Origin of the sequence: Hydrogenivirga caldilitoris (assembly GCF_003664005.1) — a bacterium.
Classification (GTDB): Bacteria; Aquificota; Aquificia; order Aquificales; family Aquificaceae; genus Hydrogenivirga; species Hydrogenivirga caldilitoris.
The window spans coordinates 478,683-494,438 of sequence record NZ_RCCJ01000001.1 but is presented as its reverse complement, the minus strand read 5'-3'; the positions used below and the strand labels follow the sequence as shown (position 1 = coordinate 494,438).

Sequence of the window (15,756 nt, the reverse complement as noted above, 5' to 3'; positions counted from 1 at the left end):
TAAAATAGAGTTCATGGAAGCTGTAATAGGTGTGGTTACCGTATCTGACAGGGCAAGCAAAGGAGAGTATGAAGATATAAGTGGCAAAGCGATAATAGACTACCTAAAGGAGGTTATAAAAACTCCCTTTCAAGTAGAGTACAGGGTCATACCCGATGAGAGGGAAATTATAGAAACCACCTTGATAGAACTGGCGGACGATTTTAAATGTAGTCTCATACTTACCACGGGAGGAACAGGTCCTGCCCCCAGGGACGTAACTCCAGAAGCTACAGAAGCGGTTTGCCAAAAGATGCTTCCTGGTTTTGGTGAGTTGATGAGGCAGGTTTCCCTTCAGCAGGTACCTACAGCCATACTTTCAAGGCAGACAGCTGGTATAAGGGGGAGCTGTTTGATAGTGAACCTTCCGGGGAAGCCTCAGTCTATAAGACTTTGCCTGAACGCTGTGTTCCCTGCCATACCTTACTGCATAGACCTGATAGGTGGTGCTTTTATAGATACCTATGAGGATAAAATTAAAGCTTTCAGACCCAGCAGGTGATTACACGTAACCGAATTCACCGCTCATATCGGGGTTTACCTTTATCCACTTGGGAAGAAAGCGTTCCGGTTCCTTTACAGGAAAGTCCATTTCCTCAAATCCTTTCTCTCCCCCGCAGAACCTTGAACCCACAACGGAAAAAACTATGTAAACCTGAGCGTTGCCTACATCAACCTCTATACCTTCTTCGGGTTGCTCCTCGCTCAGCTCAGCCCTGAAGCGCTTTGCAATGAGGCAGCTAAATTTCAGGGTCGGGTACAGGACAAGGTATCTGCCCTCCTTGCGGGCTCTATCCAGGAGCTCTGGTGCTATATAGAGTTTTGGTGTCCTAATAAGGCTAACAGTTTCCATGGCTCACCTCCTTCCAATAAATTTAGTAAAATTCTCCCAATGAGGTTAATAGCTGCAAATTGGAAGATGCACAAGACCGTAAAAGAAACCGAGGAGTACATAAGGGAATTCTTGAAGTTTGTTGAGCATCCTGAGAGCAGAGAGATACTCCTATGCCCCCCCTTTACTTCCCTTTACGTTGCGGGTAAATTGCTTGAAGGTTCGGGGGTCAAACTGGGGGCTCAAAACTGTTACTATGAGAAACAGGGTGCTTTCACAGGAGAGGTTTCCCTCCCTATGCTCAAAGAGGTGGGCTGTGAGTACGTTATAATCGGACATTCTGAAAGGAGATATTTATTTGGGGAGAACGATGAGCTGATAAACAAAAAGCTCATAGCCTGCCTGGAGGAAGGTATCAGGCCCATACTCTGCGTTGGGGAGAAGCTTGAAGACAGAGAGACGGGAATGACCTTTAAAGTGGTAGAAACGCAGGTAAGACTTGCCCTGTCTGGACTTGAAGAGCACACAGACGGAGTTGACATAGCCTATGAGCCCGTCTGGGCTATAGGAACGGGTATACCAGCCATGCCAGAGGATGCCGTGAGTGTGCACGGTTTCATAAAACAGCTTCTTAACGATATAAACCCAAAGAACAAGGGTAAAACAAGGGTTTTATACGGAGGTAGTGTTAAACCTGAGAACGCAGGTGAGTATATGAAACACTCGGAAATAGACGGACTACTGGTTGGTGGAGCAAGTTTAAACCCTGAAACCTTTGCGAAGATCGTTTACTCCTTTTAAGAGGTATATGAGTAAAAGGATATAAGCCAGCAGGGCGTACTGAGGGTCAAGATTAGCCTTCTCCGATAGAAGCTTAGGGCTTACGACAACAACCCAACCTATCACCAGGTTAATGAAGAAAGACAGCATTCCAGCCTTCAAACTCCTGAACCTGAAAAGGTCTCTTAAGAGCGGAATCAGAACAAGGGTTGGCAAGAGCGATAACCCTGCCCTGTAAATAACTTCAGATAGGTATCTCTTGGTGTCAAACCCAAGCCTGCTACCCTTTAGATACAGACCCAGAAGGGCTGAGGAGCTCACGTGCTCTATCTCCTCAGCAAATAACCTCACGTCTGACACGTCTATCTCTGTCTTAAGTGAAAAGTCCTTCAGCTCGCGGACGAAGTAGCCTTCACGGAAGTTGTAAGAGGAACCAGAACCTACGTAAATCCTATTACCTTTCCAGGTACCAACGTTACCCTCAACAACCTCTTGAACGCTTCCCTCCTTTGATACGGTCATCATAAATAGCCCTGTAAACTTCCCGTTGGTTACATCCAGACTTCCTATGTACGTATAGTACTTGTTGAGCTCAGTTTCCTTAACAAACCATAACCTGCTCACTATACGTCCTATCTCCTGATTCTTCTTATAGGTTTTTTCTATGTACCAGAGCTTTTTAAAGAGACCAGGAAGGACACTCTCATTTAAAGTTATAAACAAGAAAGATAGGGAAGAAACGAAAACGACCAAAAAGGCTGAAAATCTCAGAGGAGAGATACCAAAGCTCTGAACTGTTAAATCTATGCCCTTAGAGAATAGCCTTCTAAAGAGAATCATAAGGGATATATTCACAAGAAGTGATGAGAGTATATAAAAACCAACAGGGATAAGGTAAATCACGTATTCCGCACCTGCTTTAAAATCCGTCACTTTGAAACCAAGGAAGAAGTCTGTAAGACTGTACATAACTATGAGCCCCACGGACACAAGACTCACAACAGCAAGTATTTTCAAGAAGTTGAGAAGAAGGTATCGGTCAAATATTTTCATGTAGTATATAATTTTAAAGCTCAGGAGAGGTGGCCGAGAGGCCGAAGGCGGCCGCTTGCTAAGCGGCAGAGGGTTAATAGCCCTCCGAGGGTTCGAATCCCTCCCTCTCCGCCAAAAAAGGAGGACAATATGAACCTTACTATATATCTGATAACTGATGATAAGTACTTCAAAGGTAGAGACCTTTTAGAAACTATAGAGAAAGCCCTTCAGGGCGGTGTTACCGCTGTTCAATACAGGTTCAAAAACAAGAGCACCAGAGAGATGTACGAGGAACTCCTCAAGCTTAGAGAACTCACACGCAAATACCGGGCAGACCTCGTAGTAAACGATAGAGTGGACCTTGCCTTGGCTGTTGACGCTGATGGTGTCCATGTTGGAAAGGAAGACTTACCTCCGGAAGCTGTTAGGAAGGTGGTTGGAGACAGGCTCTATATAGGTTATACAGCCAACAGTCTTGAAGAGGTTAAAAGGGCTCAAGAGTTACCTGTAGATTACATCGGATTTGGGTCCATATACCCCACCACGACGAAGGAAAGCTACAAGCTTGTGGGAGTTGAAGCGTTGACAGAGGCTATCCGCCTGTCAAAAAAACCCATAGTCTGTATAGGTGGAATAATGCCTTACAGGGTTTCTGAAGTTGTAAAAGCCGGGTGCAGAAACATGGCTATATCCGCTGGAATCCTTGGTTTTGAAGACGTTAAAAAAGCTGCCGAAGAGATAAAGAGAGCATACAAAGAAACCATGAAACAGCTTATGCTTTTAGGTAAAGTTTGAAGGAGGAGGAGAGATGCCTTTAAAGGTTGGAGATAGGGCTCCAGATTTTAGAGTTAAATCTTGTCCTGAAGGGGTTTTTCACCTGGGCTCAGTTAAAGGTTACAGACTTCTGTGCTTCTACAAGGTCAGTTGTCCCACCTGTCAGTTAACTTTACCCTTTGTTGAGAGGATGTTCAAAAGCTACGGTGACGTCATAAGCTTTGTAGGGGTGTGCCAGGACGGCTGTCCCGATGCTCAGAGGTTTGCCAGGGATTACAGCCTCAGCTTTCCACAGGTTAGCGATGAACCCGCCTATGAAGCTTCCATAGCTTACGATGTAAGGGTTGTACCCACACTCTATCTTATAGACCCTTCGGGGAATATCCTCTTCGTGGAGGAATCCTTTGTGAAAAGCTCCCTTGAGAACTTAAACGAAGAGTTTGCAAGGATTGCAAACAGGGAGGTAAACCCCCTCTTTGAAGACGTGAGCGTCCCTCCCTTTAAAGCGGGCTGAGGTTCAAAAAGCAGGCACTAGGTTAGTGCCTCAGGCTATATAGCTCAGGTCAAGCTTATCCCCGTATCTGTAAAGGATAAGCTCCTTTAAGTTTATATGTTTGTCAAGCTTAGGGTCCTCCTCAAGAAGTTTCTGAGCATCATCCCTTGCATTCTGCAAGACGGCTCTATCGTGAGAGCGAGCAAGGTTCGCTATATTGAAGCCAAAGTACCCTGACTGGGAGACACCAAGAAGCTCCCCTGGACCCCTAAGCTTCATGTCCATCTCCGCAACCTCAAAGCCATCGTTAGTTCTCACCAGAACTTTCAGTCTCTTTATAGCCTCTGCGTCCACCCTTCTTATGCTGTCAGGAATAACAAGGTAGCAGTAAGAAAGCCTGTCTGACCTTCCCACCCTTCCTCTCAGCTGGTGTAGCTGGGATAGACCGAAACGGTGAGCATCTTCAATTATCATAAGGGTAGCTTCAGGAATATCTATACCAACTTCTATTACTGTGGTTGATACGAGAACGTCTCCATCCCTCTTAAAGCTCTCCATTATCTCCTGCTTCTCACTATCGCTCATCCTTCCATGTAGGAGAAGAACTTTCCTTTCCGGGAGAAGCTTCTTCCAGCGCTCATACTCATCGGTAGCCGCCTTCAGCTCTACCTTCTCCGATTCCTCTATGAGGGGATATATAATGTAGACCTTGTTTCCAAGGGATAGTTCCCTGTTTACAGCCTCCATAAGCTTTTCCTTCTCGCTGTCATAAAGCAGCATCGTCCTGACTTCCCTTCTACCCGGAGGCAGTTCGTCTATAACCGATATGTCAAGGTCACCGTAAACAGAGAGAGCTAAAGTCCTCGGAATAGGTGTAGCGCTCATAACTAGACAGTGAGGGTATAGTCCCTTCCCCTTCTCAAGCAAGAGCTTTCTCTGCATGACTCCAAACCTGTGCTGCTCGTCTATTACTACAAGACCGAGCTTATGGAATTCAACCTTCTCCTGAATCAGAGCATGAGTCCCAACGACGACTTTTATGTTCCCCTCCCTTATGTGTTTGTAAACGCTTCTCTTCTGGGTGGGTGTTAAGCTCCCGGTCAGCAAACCTACCTCAATTCCTTCCTTATCAAAGAAGGCTTTGAACTTCCTGTAGTGCTGGTGGGCAAGTATCTCTGTGGGAACCATAACGGCAACCTGATAACCCTTCTCCACAGCTGCAAGGGTAGCCCCTATAGCCACTACCGTCTTACCACTACCCACATCTCCCTGAAGGAGTCTGTTCATAGGATGCTCCCTGCCCATGTCCTCCAGTATCTCTCTAAGGACCCTGAGCTGGGCGTTCGTTAGCCTGAAACTTAGCTTATCTTGGAATCTCGCTACAAACTTATCAACAGAGAGCTTTATCTGGGGAGAGTTTTCAAGCTCTGTCTCCTTCTTCTTCAGAAGCAGAGCGAGTTGAAAGAGAAACAGGTCATCGTATATCGCTCTCCTGTGAAAGGGATCTGAGAAGGCGTTTAGGCTCTTGACATCTACACCTTCTGGGGTATGGAGAATCAGGAGGGTTTCATCTATATCAGGAAAGCTGTACTTTTTCCTTATGCTCTCAGGAAGATACTCAGGGAAATACTTTGCTGTCTTCCGAACCGTCTTGTTGAGAGCCAGCCTTATTCTGCTCTGACGGGTTTTTGAGGATACGTTCACAACCTCACCCTTTGTTCTAACGTAGTAAACAGGGAATATTCCCCCAAACTCCCCCTCCTTTAAAAGCTCTGGGTGAACTATGTATTTCTCCCTGTTGAAGGATTTCAATTTTCCCAGAACAACTACCTCGCTCCCCCTCCTGTAAAGGGCAAATATGAAGTCGTTTTTTTTAAACCTGAACTTCAGTTTGACCTCATCAACTCCATCGGTACAGATAACTTCGGCCGTGTATCTCCCATCGTTCACCTTGCGCACATCTTTGACCCTGAGCTTGAGGACAACCTTATCTCCAACCTTGGCGAGTTTCAACGAGGACAAGGGTCTTCTGTCTTCGTACCTGAGGGGAAAGAAGAACAGAGCATCAAGGAGTGTACCTATACCTAGGGACTTCAAAACCTTTATCTCTTTGTTGTCCAAGAATTTAAGTTTATCCAGCGGTATAAGGAAATCCCTTAAACCTCTCTTTTTCACACTGCGTTTCACATCCTTGGGAGGCTCTGTTACCTCACCAATAAACCTCTTGAGTTCAATAAGGAAAGCTTTTCTCTTTTCAAAGGGCATCCTATCAAAGACCTGCAAGTTTTCAAGAACATAAGGCGGTGCAGAATCTTTGAGCTGATTGTAAAGGTAAAGCCCTATTCCAAAACCCCTTCTGAGTTTCAAGGCTTCGTTTTCAAGAAGCCCCTCTATGAACTCCAGTAGTTTTACCCTATCAGCCATATCAGAAATCAAACTTCCTTATAAACCTTAATTTTATCTCTGATGTGTTATCTGCAAATATACGGCCGTAGAAGTAAGTCCCTCCAGGGAAGGTAAGGCTTCCTCCGTAGTAGGTGGCACGAGGGTCCTTTAAAGTACTCTGCTGGTACTCAATTGAGAAGGCTTCAGCTATCTTCTTCCTTACGTTCAAATTTATACCTATCTCACCCTGAGAGCCTGTCTGGGTTGACAGGGTTATGTCAACTCCAAGCAAGCTTGCCAGACCGCTTCTGGCACTCCCCAAGTATCCAAGTTGTTTGAAGAGTGTTTTTGCAACAGGTATCAAACCCTCTGCCGTACTGCCTATGACCAGCTTTGTGAGAATTTCCTGGGAACTCTTTGGAGGTTCCGACCAAACAACTATCTGTGGGTTATCCAAGCTACCCTTCAGGTTTATAAATATGCTCATGTCCTCGGAAGGATTTACAAGAGATATATCTATTCTTTTCTCTTCAACCTCTTGCTCCTTTAAAAGGTTTGCGTGCCCACCTTTAACAAAGAAACGCCTTCCAAAGTAGGTTAGCTCCCCTGTTAAAAATTCAATATTCAGCGCGTAATTGGGGTCACTGGATTTACCTTGAACCCACCCCTTCACCTTTACAAAAAGGTAACCCTCCGGCAGCTGCACCCTTATGGGTTTAAAGGTATCAAACCTCACGTCAAGCTCTACTTCAGTCTTAGAAGGCTGTCTCTCTCCTTTCCTCTCCAGTTCCGCTTTCAGTATCTCAAGTTCACCGGAAAGCAGGGCATCAAGCGTCACGGAAACCTCTTTCAGGTTTGAGACCCTTACCCAACCCTCCGAGCTGACGTCAAGCCTGGCTGAAAGAGAAGGGGTCCTGTAAGCAACCGGGAGTTCTCTGGACACAAGGTAGATATAGTAGTCCTTTAGGTTGTTTGAACCCACGTTAGCTGAAAAGCCAGAGCTGTTCCTCCACACAGTTATGAAAGCGGAAAGACTTCTATCCAGAGCTTTGAGCTCAATCGCAGCATCCATTGGAAAGGCAAAATACCTTGAGTAAGAAACCAGCTTCCCCTCATTCTTCAGTAGGAAGGATAAATTGCCTCCCCTGTAGGAGAACTGATAATCCAAAAGTCCCTTTGCCTTACCACCAACTGGAGTGGTTATGAAAAAGGAAAGTCTGTCCAGGTCTAAGCTTCCGGAAGATAGAACATGGAGTCCTTTGTCTTTGCTGTAAAACACCTCAGCTTTACCCTGGAGTGCACCTGAGGATACAAGGGTCAGCTTAAAAAGTCCCCTGCCAAGGTCAAGGACGCTTTCGTCCTGTTTAAAAACGACCACTGGGCGTCCAAGTATTGAAATACTGGTATCGCCCAACTCAACAGACCCTTTATCTCCATCAACTCTGAGTTTTGCTCCGCCAAATTCAATCTTAGAGACCTTGTAGGTGTAGCTGGCAGGGTCTAAACGGAGCTTAAGGGTTCTACCCGAGTAACTTGCTGTAAGCTCAGTTGCAACTGGCTTGTCTCCAGTTCTTATCTCAACCTTAGAGTTCAGAGTTCCCTCCTCAGGTGTGCCTTCAAGGGAGAAGTCCGCTTTCAGAAACTGCCATGCTAAGTTTCCTGTAGACCTGAGGTGCATATTTTGTAGGTTGAAAGAATAAACACCGTTCAGATAACCTTTCACTTCATAAGACCCACTCACAAGGTTCTGAGTTAACTCTCCCGTCAGAGACATCTCCTCTTTAAAGGATTTATCCCCAAAACTTACATCTCTGGATACAAGCCAAAACTTACCCTGAAGTTCCTTTGATTTGAATAGTTTCAACTCGCCCTGAACCGAGGCGTTCAGATCGTCCTTTGAAAATTTAGCATCCTCAAGGCTGAGGACGAGAGCGAGGTTTTTGTCCTGAAGTGCCACTTCCAGCTTACCCTCTCTGACCGATAATCCGTAACCCCTAAAACTGCCCCTGAAGTCTTTGAAATCTGTAATGGATATAAAACCGCCCACGGTTGAACCTAAGAGGCTTCCAGAAAAACCCCTTCCAGAGTAGTCCAGGTCAACACTCCCTTTACCGTAACTGAGCTTGTAGTCCACATCTCCAAGGGGAAGGTTCTGATAGAAGCTATCCTTCAAAGTCCCTTCCCCACTCAGAATCAGATCTCCTTCATAGTTGAGTTTTCCCTGATAGGAGAGAAAAGTTGAAGCTCCATACATCACCAGGAGAATATCCTTAGCAAGGAGCTCACTTTTAAAACTTCCACCTTCTAAGTTTCCGCTTAGACAGGTTTCAGCAGGGTTTCTGACAGCAAGCTCCACCTTTCCTTTGTTAAGCTTGTAACTGTAGTCCAGAAACATCTCCGTTCTGTTAAAGGCATAGTTTTCCACATCAAAACCATCTGTGGTTGCATAAAGAGATAAACTGCCCTCATCCATGTCTAGCTTAAGATCGCCCCTTACCCAGGAGAAGAGGAAGGGTTTCACACCCAAGAGCTCAGAATCTATGGGGAATCTCTCAATCTTCAAGCTAAGTCTCCTGTGGGGTGCAAGCTCAAGGTTATAGTCCCCTTTAACAACGGGGTTCTCTATCCTTCCCCTCAGAGATAGCTCCTTTCCAAAGGTAAGACTCAGAAGCCCAGAAGCTCTAACTTTGGAGAAGGTCTTTCTCCCCTTGAGCAGAACACTGTCAGTCTCAGCACTAAGCAGTACGTTTATTCCCTTATAGTTTGCCCTCCCTCTGCCATTCAGTTTCACGGGTGCAACATAAACATTACCAAAATCCAGCCCTCTGATACCACCCACAAGACTGAAGCGGGCTTCTGGTTCTCCCTCCTGGAATGTGCCTCTCAGGGAAAAGGAGAAGAGGTCTGAGTTTACGTCCACAGAATCCAGGCTTATGGTATCCTCCAGCAGTCTCATGCGTTTTATCTTTATGCTGAACTCTCTACTTCCCGATATAACATCTAGATTGCCCGAGATGACCCTATCCTTCAAAGAGAAGTTTTCTGCAAGTACGGAGAGGTTTGTCTTTCCCAGATAATTGAACAGGAATTTTCCCACGTAGATTTGGGTAGTCTTTAAGAACTCAGGGACAAAAATGTATGGAGCTTTCCTTTCCTTTTCCTCCACGTTTATAGAAGTTCCTGTCTCAACAACCGTAAAGTTTCCCTCTTTAAGGGAGAGGTTTGGACGCTCATCCAGTTCAAAAGAAAGGTCTGTCAGGTTTAAGAAGACGTATCTACCCTGAAAGGGAATGTAAAAGTAAATTAAACCTGCCTTTAGATAAAAAGGGGAAAGGTTAAGCTCAACCCCTTCAAACTTAAAGTATATGCGTTTAGCTATAAGGTAAGGCTTTATTAAGAAAAAGTAAAGGGAGAGCAAGAGAAGAAGCAGGAAAGCAACATAGCGCATAAACTCATTCTATACCGTGCATCTTCAGGTTCTCCTTTATCCTATGAAGAAGCTCTGCAGGGTTTTTGATCGGGTATTCCAGCTCTTGTATAACCTCCTCCGCCTTTCTCCCTCTTATGACTACACCGGACAGTTTTTCCCTCACATCATCTGCAGACTGCACGGGGAAATCCGTCCCCTTTATCCTCTTCAGAACCATGTAAGCCCAGGGCACATCAAGAGCTAAAGCTGCCTGGGTACAGTATTCCAAGAATAACCTAGGCTCCTCATGTCCCTCTTTGACCAGCTTGTAGGCAAGCTTAGCTATACCGCCTGCCGTGTGAACCCTTAGCTCTTTCTTTTCCTCCTGAGTAAGCTCCTCAAGATGTTGAACTTTATAGATAGCCATTTCTGGGTCAGCCCTTAGGATATTCCTGACGGTTTGTCTCGTAAGACCCACCAGTTCAGCTATCTCGTCCTCTGTCTTTAGATACTCCTCCCTCAACACAACGGCAAAGGCAGCCCTTGCAAGGGAAGGAAGCCATGTGAGGGTTCTGTACTCTGCCAGTTTTTGAAGTCCTCCCAGCATGTCTATAGCCTTCAGGAAAACTCTGGTAACCAGGGGTTCTACATCAACTTCTACAGGTCTGAGTTCAATTACCATGTCTCCACCTCCTTTTATTTTCCAAATCGGGGTGCCGGGACTTGAACCCGGGACCTCTGGCCCCCCATGCCAGCGCGCTGCCACCTGCGCTACACCCCGTCAATATTAATTATACTTTCTTAAGCTTGAGCTCTACTAACTCCAGGAGTTTCTTGCTGGGTTTGAAGATAATTACGTTCCTGTCCGGGACCGGGACCTCCTCGCCTGTCCTTGGATTCCTGCCCACCTTCCCCTTTCTCCTCTTCACTATGAAGGTCCCAAAACCGGAAACCTGAACCTTTTCTCCCCTCTTAAGGGTATCCTCTATTATCTCAAATATCTCAGAGACTATCTGATACATCTCTTTCTTTGTAACTTCAAACTCACCCTCGCACCTTTCATGGATGAGGTTAGCTATGTCCTTCTTAGTCATACCGGACTCCGAATTTCACATCTTCCACTTCTTCTTCAGTATATCGCCGAGCTTGAAGCCTCCTGCTGAGACCTCTTCTCCCTGTTGTTGAGCCGGTTGTTCTTCCTGTTTTTCCTCCTCGCCTCTAAGAGCTTTAATTGAGAAGGTCACCTTCCCCTCCTTGGGATCAAGGTCAATTATCTTTACTTCATACTCCTTGCCTACCTCCAGCTTCACATCTCTGGGAACTTCCGATAGTGGGAGGAGTCCTTCTACACCTTCAGGCAACTCAAGGAAAGCTCCAAAGGGCATTACCTCTTTAACCTTTAAAGTTAATTCGTCACCTACTTTGTACTTTTCCTGAATTATATCCCACGGGTTGGGTGTGAGTTGTTTTATCCCAAGCTTAACGTATTTCCCTTCGGTCCCTAAAATGAGAAACTCTCTCTCTTCACCCTCCTTAAGGACTTCTTCAACCCTTTTAGGCTTTGCCCAGGAAAGGTCACTTCTGTGGATTATCCCCTTGACCTCCTCCTCTCCGAGGTCAACTATAGCCTTGCTCCCCTCTATCTTCTCCACTTTACCTTTTACTTTTGTACCTACTGGGTTTTTCTCAAGGAATTCTTCCCAAGGCTTGGGGAGAGCCTGCCTTATGCTTAGTATTATCCTCTTCCTCTTGGGTTCTATCCTGAGCACCTTTGCTTTCACAAGGTCTCCCTTCTGGGGTGTGTTCCCGTTCCAGCTGACCTCTTCAGAAGGAACAAAGCCCTCAAGACCTTCCTCCAAGTCAAGGACAACTCCCTTGGGAACCACCTGCGCGACCTTAGCCTCTACAACGTCACCGACCTTATGCTCTTTGACAAACTTGTCCCAAGGGTTTTCCTTAAGCTCCCTCAGAGAAACTATAAGAAAGTCCTTGTCTTTACTCTTCTTTTTGACCTTAACCTTTATGGTTTCATCCACCTCAGCGTAATTATAGGGGTTCTTGTCCCTACCCCAGGAGAGCTCCTCCTTGGGAAGGAAAGCCCTCAGAGCACCTTCTATCAAAAGGGTTATACCCTTGTTTGGGTCAATCTTTATAACTTTACCCTCAACTACATCACCTTTGTTCAAACCCTTAATAAGTTCCTGCTTCCTTCTCTTTCTTTCCTCTTCCAGGTACGCCTTATGGGAGACTATAACCTTGGGTTTATCCTTCTGCAGTGTTATCTCAATAACCTTGAGCCTGACAGGCTTCCCAGTACTTAACTTCTTGCCGGTTTCGCTTGCGGGAAGGAAAGCCTTTACACCCTCTATATCAACTATAAAGCCCCCCCTGACCCTTCTCTCTACGTTCCCTATTACCTCACGCCCTTCGGCGTATGCTTTCTGAAGTTCTTCCAGACCCTTTTGCTGAGAGATTACCTTATAGGATAACCGTGGGTAGTCAAGGCGTGGAGATATCTTCACTATGACAGCCTGTATCTCGTCTCCTTCTTTAAGCTCTTCACTTACCTCTTCACGAGGTATGACTCCCTCCACCTTATACCCTATATCAACGTAAACGTACCTTTCGTCAATCTTTATCACCTTCCCGGTTACTATCTTTCCTCTCTTAAAGGCTTCTTCCTGCGGGAGGGCTTTGTTTAGGAGCTTCTCAAATTCGTTCATTCGGTCCTCCACGGGAGAATACATTATAGCAAAAATTCACGGGTGCCAAATTTCTGGATTATATTATTAATCCTAACAGGAGGTGTTATGGAATTCTTCTTCTTCCTTGACGTTTATGCAGACAGGCAGCTGATAGACTACTACATTCTATCTTTTAAGCTTGGGAACTTGAAGTCCGTTGAACTGAAACAGTGGTCTGGGAAAAACTACATAGTGGAAATAAAGGATTGGGAGAAGTTCAAAAAGACAACCTACGATATAGTCCTCTACGAGCTCGGTGATGAGATAGAGAGGTTTAAGGATATAGAGGTCGCCTTTAAGGAGGGCTACAAGATCGCCTACAGGGAGGCAGCAAGAAGAGGGGCAAAGAAGATTCTCCCGGCTATAGGTTACGGAAATCCTCCAGTTGATGTGGTGAAGAGATTCTTTCCCGTTGAGCCCGAGTTTGAGAAGTTTCCCCAGGATATTGACAGCTTCCTTGAGGATATAGTTAAGAGCACCCCCCAGGAGCTTACCAAGAGAGGATTTGGAGATGACGAGCCAGCTTTCTGAGCTCCTTGAAGAGCTAACCCCTAAAAGGATAGTTGAGGAGTTAAACAAATACGTCGTAGGCCAGGAGGAAGCTAAGAAGGCTGTTGCCATAGCTCTCAGAAACAGGTGGAGGAGGCAAAAGTTACCGGAGTACATACGGGACGAGGTCGCTCCTAAGAACATACTCATGATAGGACCCACGGGAGTTGGAAAAACCGAGATAGCGAGAAGGCTCGCAGGACTTATAAAGGCACCTTTTGTTAAAGTTGAAGCCACCAAATATACGGAAGTCGGTTACGTTGGAAGGGATGTGGAATCTATGGTAAGAGAGCTGGTGGAAGTCTCTTACCAGATGGTAAAGAGAGAAAAAGTTGAAAGGGTTAAGGAAAGGGCGAGGAAGCTCGCAGAGGAAAGAATACTTGACTATCTCGTGCCTCAGCAATTTACAAGCTTTGGTATAAGAGAGTCTCAAGACGCCGGCAAAAGGGAAGAGTTACGGGAAAGGCTCAGGAGAGGGGAGCTTGATGAAAAGGTTATAGAAATTGATGTCCAGGAAAAAGCTATCCCTATGGTAGGCATAGCAGGACCTCCCGGATTTGAGGAGCTTGAGAACCAGCTTAGGGAGATGTTTTCTAACCTGATGCCCTCCAAGAAGAGGAGGAAGCTAAGAGTCAAGGAAGCCCTTCACATCCTTGAACAGGAAGAAGCCGAGAAACTGATAGACATGGAAGAAGTAGCCAGGGAGGCTGTATTCAGGGCTGAGAACTTCGGCATAATCTTCATAGATGAGATAGATAAGATAGCTGTGAAGACACCAGGCACAGGTCCGGGTGTGTCCAGAGAGGGTGTTCAAAGGGATTTACTTCCCATACTGGAGGGAACAAACGTCAACACCAAATACGGTCCAGTAAAAACAGACCACATACTCTTCATAGGCGCTGGCGCCTTTCATATGGCAAAACCTTCAGACTTGATACCCGAGTTACAGGGTAGGTTTCCCATAAGAGTTGAACTTAAACCTCTTACCAAGGAGGACTTCGTAAAAATACTGACCGAGCCGGAAAACGCCTTAACTAAACAGTACATAGAGCTCCTGAGAACTGAAGGAGTTGAAATAGAATTTACTGAAGACGCGGTAGAAGAGATAGCGAGGATATCCGAGGACACAAACAACAGAACCGAGAACATAGGAGCGAGGAGACTTCATACAGTTATGGAAAAACTGTTAGAGGATATATCCTTCAACGCTCCAGATATGAGCGGCCAGCACATAATAATAGACAGCAGGTTTGTAAGGGCTAAGTTGGAAGGCATAGTGAAAGATGAGGAGTTAAGCAGGTACATCCTCTAAGAAGTTCTTTAGCCACCAGTGTATATCCTCTTTTATCACCTTCTCCCGGAGAGCTTTCATCCTCTCCCGTTTCTCCCGCTTTTTCATCTTCAGAGCTATATATATAGATTCAGCCAAAGCTTCCTCATCAAAGGGGTTTACTATGATAGCCCCGTTTCTAAGCTGTACACTGGCTCCTGCAAACTCACTCAGAATAAGCACGCCATCCTCTCTCTTTCTTGAAACCACATACTCCTTTGAAACGAGGTTCAGTCCGTCTATAACTGGGGTCACCAGGGCAAAGTCCGCAATCATGTAAAAGGATGCGAGTCTGTCATCACCGTAGTTTTTGTAGTAGTAATATATAGGCACCCAGCCGGGTTCTCCAAACCTCCCCTCAATCATACCAACTATCTCGTCGGTTTTCCTCTTTATATCCATATACTCTTCCAACCTGGTTCTTGTGGGAGCAGCTATTTGAATAAAGGAGACCTTCCCTCTAAAGGAGGGATACTTCTCAAAGAATCTCCCGATACCTTTAAACTTCTCCTCAAGCCCCTTTGTATAATCAAGCCTATCAACGCCTATACCCACATACTCAACACCAAGCTTTCTACGGAGGTTCTGGGCATACTTTACCACCTTCGGCTCCTCCGTTAACTTTTCCCATTTATTGACATCAATACCTACAGGCACAGCTTTAACCTTTATCTTCCTCCCATTCCAGTAGATAGCGTTGTCGTCATAAAAAGCGCCAAGCACCTCCCTTACACATTCCTGGAAATTCTGAACGTAATGTTGGGTATGAAAGCCAATTACATCAGCTCCCAACATACCTTCTAAGAGTTCTCTCCTCTGAGGCAGGAATCTAAGTATGAAGTAAGGAGGAAAAGGGATATGCCAGAACATGTATATGGTATCTTTGATACCTTGCTCTTTCAGGAGTTTAGGGACAAGGGCAAGCTGGTAATCGTTAACGAGTACTTTGTAGCCGGGCGAGTAAATCTCGGAAACAGCTTTTGCAAACTTCCTGTTCACCCTGCTGTAGCCAAGCCAGTATCTGTTGTTAAAATGCGTTCTGTTGATAAACATATGGCATAGTGGCCATAAGGTATCGTTTGCAAAGCCGTAGTAATACTCAGAAACATCCGCACTGGTGAGAGGTACGTGCTTTATAAGGAAGTTGCTCGTTACCTTTACTTCAAGAGGCGTCTTCTGCCCCTTTCTTCCCCAGCAGACCCATACTCCACCTTCTTTTCTTAGAACTGGTTCAAGGGCTGAAACAAGCCCGCCGACCGTCTTCTCAAGTTTTGTTCTTCCCCTAACCGTTTCTACCCTGTAAGGTTCTCTGTTTGATACTACAATTAATTTCATTTCTTAAGGTTTTAAGTAATGTTATATGTATATAATTGAGCTGTCAAGTAA

At 45.5% G+C, this 15,756-nt stretch carries 14 protein-coding genes and 2 tRNA genes; 7 read left to right on the top strand and 9 right to left on the bottom strand.

The genetic code is table 11. The annotated features are described in order from the left end of the window. The first annotated feature begins 13 nt into the window (after positions 1 to 13). A complete protein-coding gene (gene mog, locus BCF55_RS02740; RefSeq protein ID WP_170144731.1) occupies positions 14 to 541 on the top strand; it encodes a molybdopterin adenylyltransferase in 528 nt (175 codons plus the stop codon). Here mog and BCF55_RS02735 read toward each other — a convergent pair whose 3' ends face one another. After that, positions 542 to 892: a hypothetical protein gene (locus BCF55_RS02735; RefSeq protein WP_121009662.1), complete on the bottom strand. Its 351-nt coding sequence runs from the start codon at positions 890 to 892 to the stop codon at positions 542 to 544. Positions 893 to 931: 39 nt separating this feature from the next. On the opposite strand from BCF55_RS02735, the gene tpiA reads away from it, so the two are divergent. Beyond that, positions 932 to 1,672: a triose-phosphate isomerase gene (gene tpiA, locus BCF55_RS02730; protein WP_121009658.1), complete on the top strand. Its 741-nt coding sequence runs from the start codon at positions 932 to 934 to the stop codon at positions 1,670 to 1,672. On the opposite strand, the gene BCF55_RS02725 is transcribed toward tpiA, so the two are convergent. After that, a complete protein-coding gene (locus tag BCF55_RS02725) occupies positions 1,631 to 2,704 on the bottom strand; it encodes an LptF/LptG family permease (RefSeq protein ID WP_121009655.1) in 1,074 nt (357 codons plus the stop codon). The genes tpiA and BCF55_RS02725 overlap by 42 nt on opposite strands. A 23-nt stretch (positions 2,705 to 2,727) precedes the next feature. On the opposite strand from BCF55_RS02725, the gene BCF55_RS02720 reads away from it, so the two are divergent. The 3 genes from BCF55_RS02720 (at position 2,728) to BCF55_RS02710 (ending at position 3,974) form a co-directional block, all read left to right on the top strand. Beyond that, positions 2,728 to 2,818, top strand: a tRNA-Ser gene (locus BCF55_RS02720). A gap of 15 nt (positions 2,819 to 2,833) precedes the next feature. After that, the gene (gene thiE, locus BCF55_RS02715) at positions 2,834 to 3,481 is read left to right on the top strand and encodes a thiamine phosphate synthase (protein WP_121009652.1); all 648 of its coding nucleotides are present in this window, start codon (positions 2,834 to 2,836) and stop codon (positions 3,479 to 3,481) included. Positions 3,482 to 3,494: 13 nt separating this feature from the next. Further along, the gene (locus BCF55_RS02710) at positions 3,495 to 3,974 is read left to right on the top strand and encodes a TlpA family protein disulfide reductase (protein ID WP_121009649.1); all 480 of its coding nucleotides are present in this window, start codon (positions 3,495 to 3,497) and stop codon (positions 3,972 to 3,974) included. Between the two features lie 30 nt (positions 3,975 to 4,004). Here BCF55_RS02710 and recG read toward each other — a convergent pair whose 3' ends face one another. The 6 genes from recG to BCF55_RS02680 all read right to left on the bottom strand — a co-directional run bounded on the left by recG (position 4,005) and on the right by BCF55_RS02680 (position 12,470). Then, positions 4,005 to 6,377 carry an ATP-dependent DNA helicase RecG gene (gene recG, locus BCF55_RS02705; protein WP_121009646.1) on the bottom strand — a complete coding sequence of 791 codons (2,373 nt, stop codon included), beginning with the start codon at positions 6,375 to 6,377 and terminating at the stop codon, positions 4,005 to 4,007. 1 nt (position 6,378) lies between these two features. Further along, entirely contained in the window at positions 6,379 to 9,786 is a 3,408-nt protein-coding gene (locus BCF55_RS02700; protein WP_121009643.1) for a translocation/assembly module TamB domain-containing protein, read from the bottom strand. A 4-nt stretch (positions 9,787 to 9,790) separates the two neighbouring features. Continuing rightward, the gene (locus BCF55_RS02695; RefSeq protein WP_121009640.1) at positions 9,791 to 10,429 is read right to left on the bottom strand and encodes a bacterio-opsin activator; all 639 of its coding nucleotides are present in this window, start codon (positions 10,427 to 10,429) and stop codon (positions 9,791 to 9,793) included. Between the two features lie 26 nt (positions 10,430 to 10,455). After that, positions 10,456 to 10,528 (bottom strand) — tRNA-Pro (locus BCF55_RS02690). 10 nt (positions 10,529 to 10,538) lie between these two features. Then, positions 10,539 to 10,841 carry an HU family DNA-binding protein gene (locus BCF55_RS02685; protein ID WP_121009637.1) on the bottom strand — a complete coding sequence of 101 codons (303 nt, stop codon included), beginning with the start codon at positions 10,839 to 10,841 and terminating at the stop codon, positions 10,539 to 10,541. Between the two features lie 15 nt (positions 10,842 to 10,856). Then, a complete protein-coding gene (locus tag BCF55_RS02680) occupies positions 10,857 to 12,470 on the bottom strand; it encodes a S1 RNA-binding domain-containing protein (RefSeq protein WP_121009634.1) in 1,614 nt (537 codons plus the stop codon). An 87-nt stretch (positions 12,471 to 12,557) separates the two neighbouring features. Here BCF55_RS02680 and BCF55_RS02675 point away from each other — a divergent pair, with 87 nt between their 5' ends. Continuing rightward, positions 12,558 to 13,022 (top strand): hypothetical protein, encoded by a 465-nt coding sequence (locus tag BCF55_RS02675; protein ID WP_121009631.1) that lies wholly within the window; start codon positions 12,558 to 12,560, stop codon positions 13,020 to 13,022. Further along, on the top strand, positions 13,003 to 14,352 hold the full coding sequence (gene hslU / locus BCF55_RS02670) for an ATP-dependent protease ATPase subunit HslU (RefSeq protein WP_121009628.1): 1,350 nt from the start codon (positions 13,003 to 13,005) through the stop codon (positions 14,350 to 14,352). Before BCF55_RS02675 ends, hslU begins: the two co-directional genes overlap by 20 nt. On the opposite strand, the gene BCF55_RS02665 is transcribed toward hslU, so the two are convergent. Beyond that, complete coding sequence (locus tag BCF55_RS02665; RefSeq protein WP_121009625.1) at positions 14,332 to 15,705, bottom strand: alpha,alpha-trehalose-phosphate synthase (UDP-forming); 1,374 nt, start codon at positions 15,703 to 15,705, stop codon at positions 14,332 to 14,334. The two genes, hslU and BCF55_RS02665, sit on opposite strands and share 21 nt — an antisense overlap. Between the last annotated feature and the right edge of the window lie 51 nt (positions 15,706 to 15,756).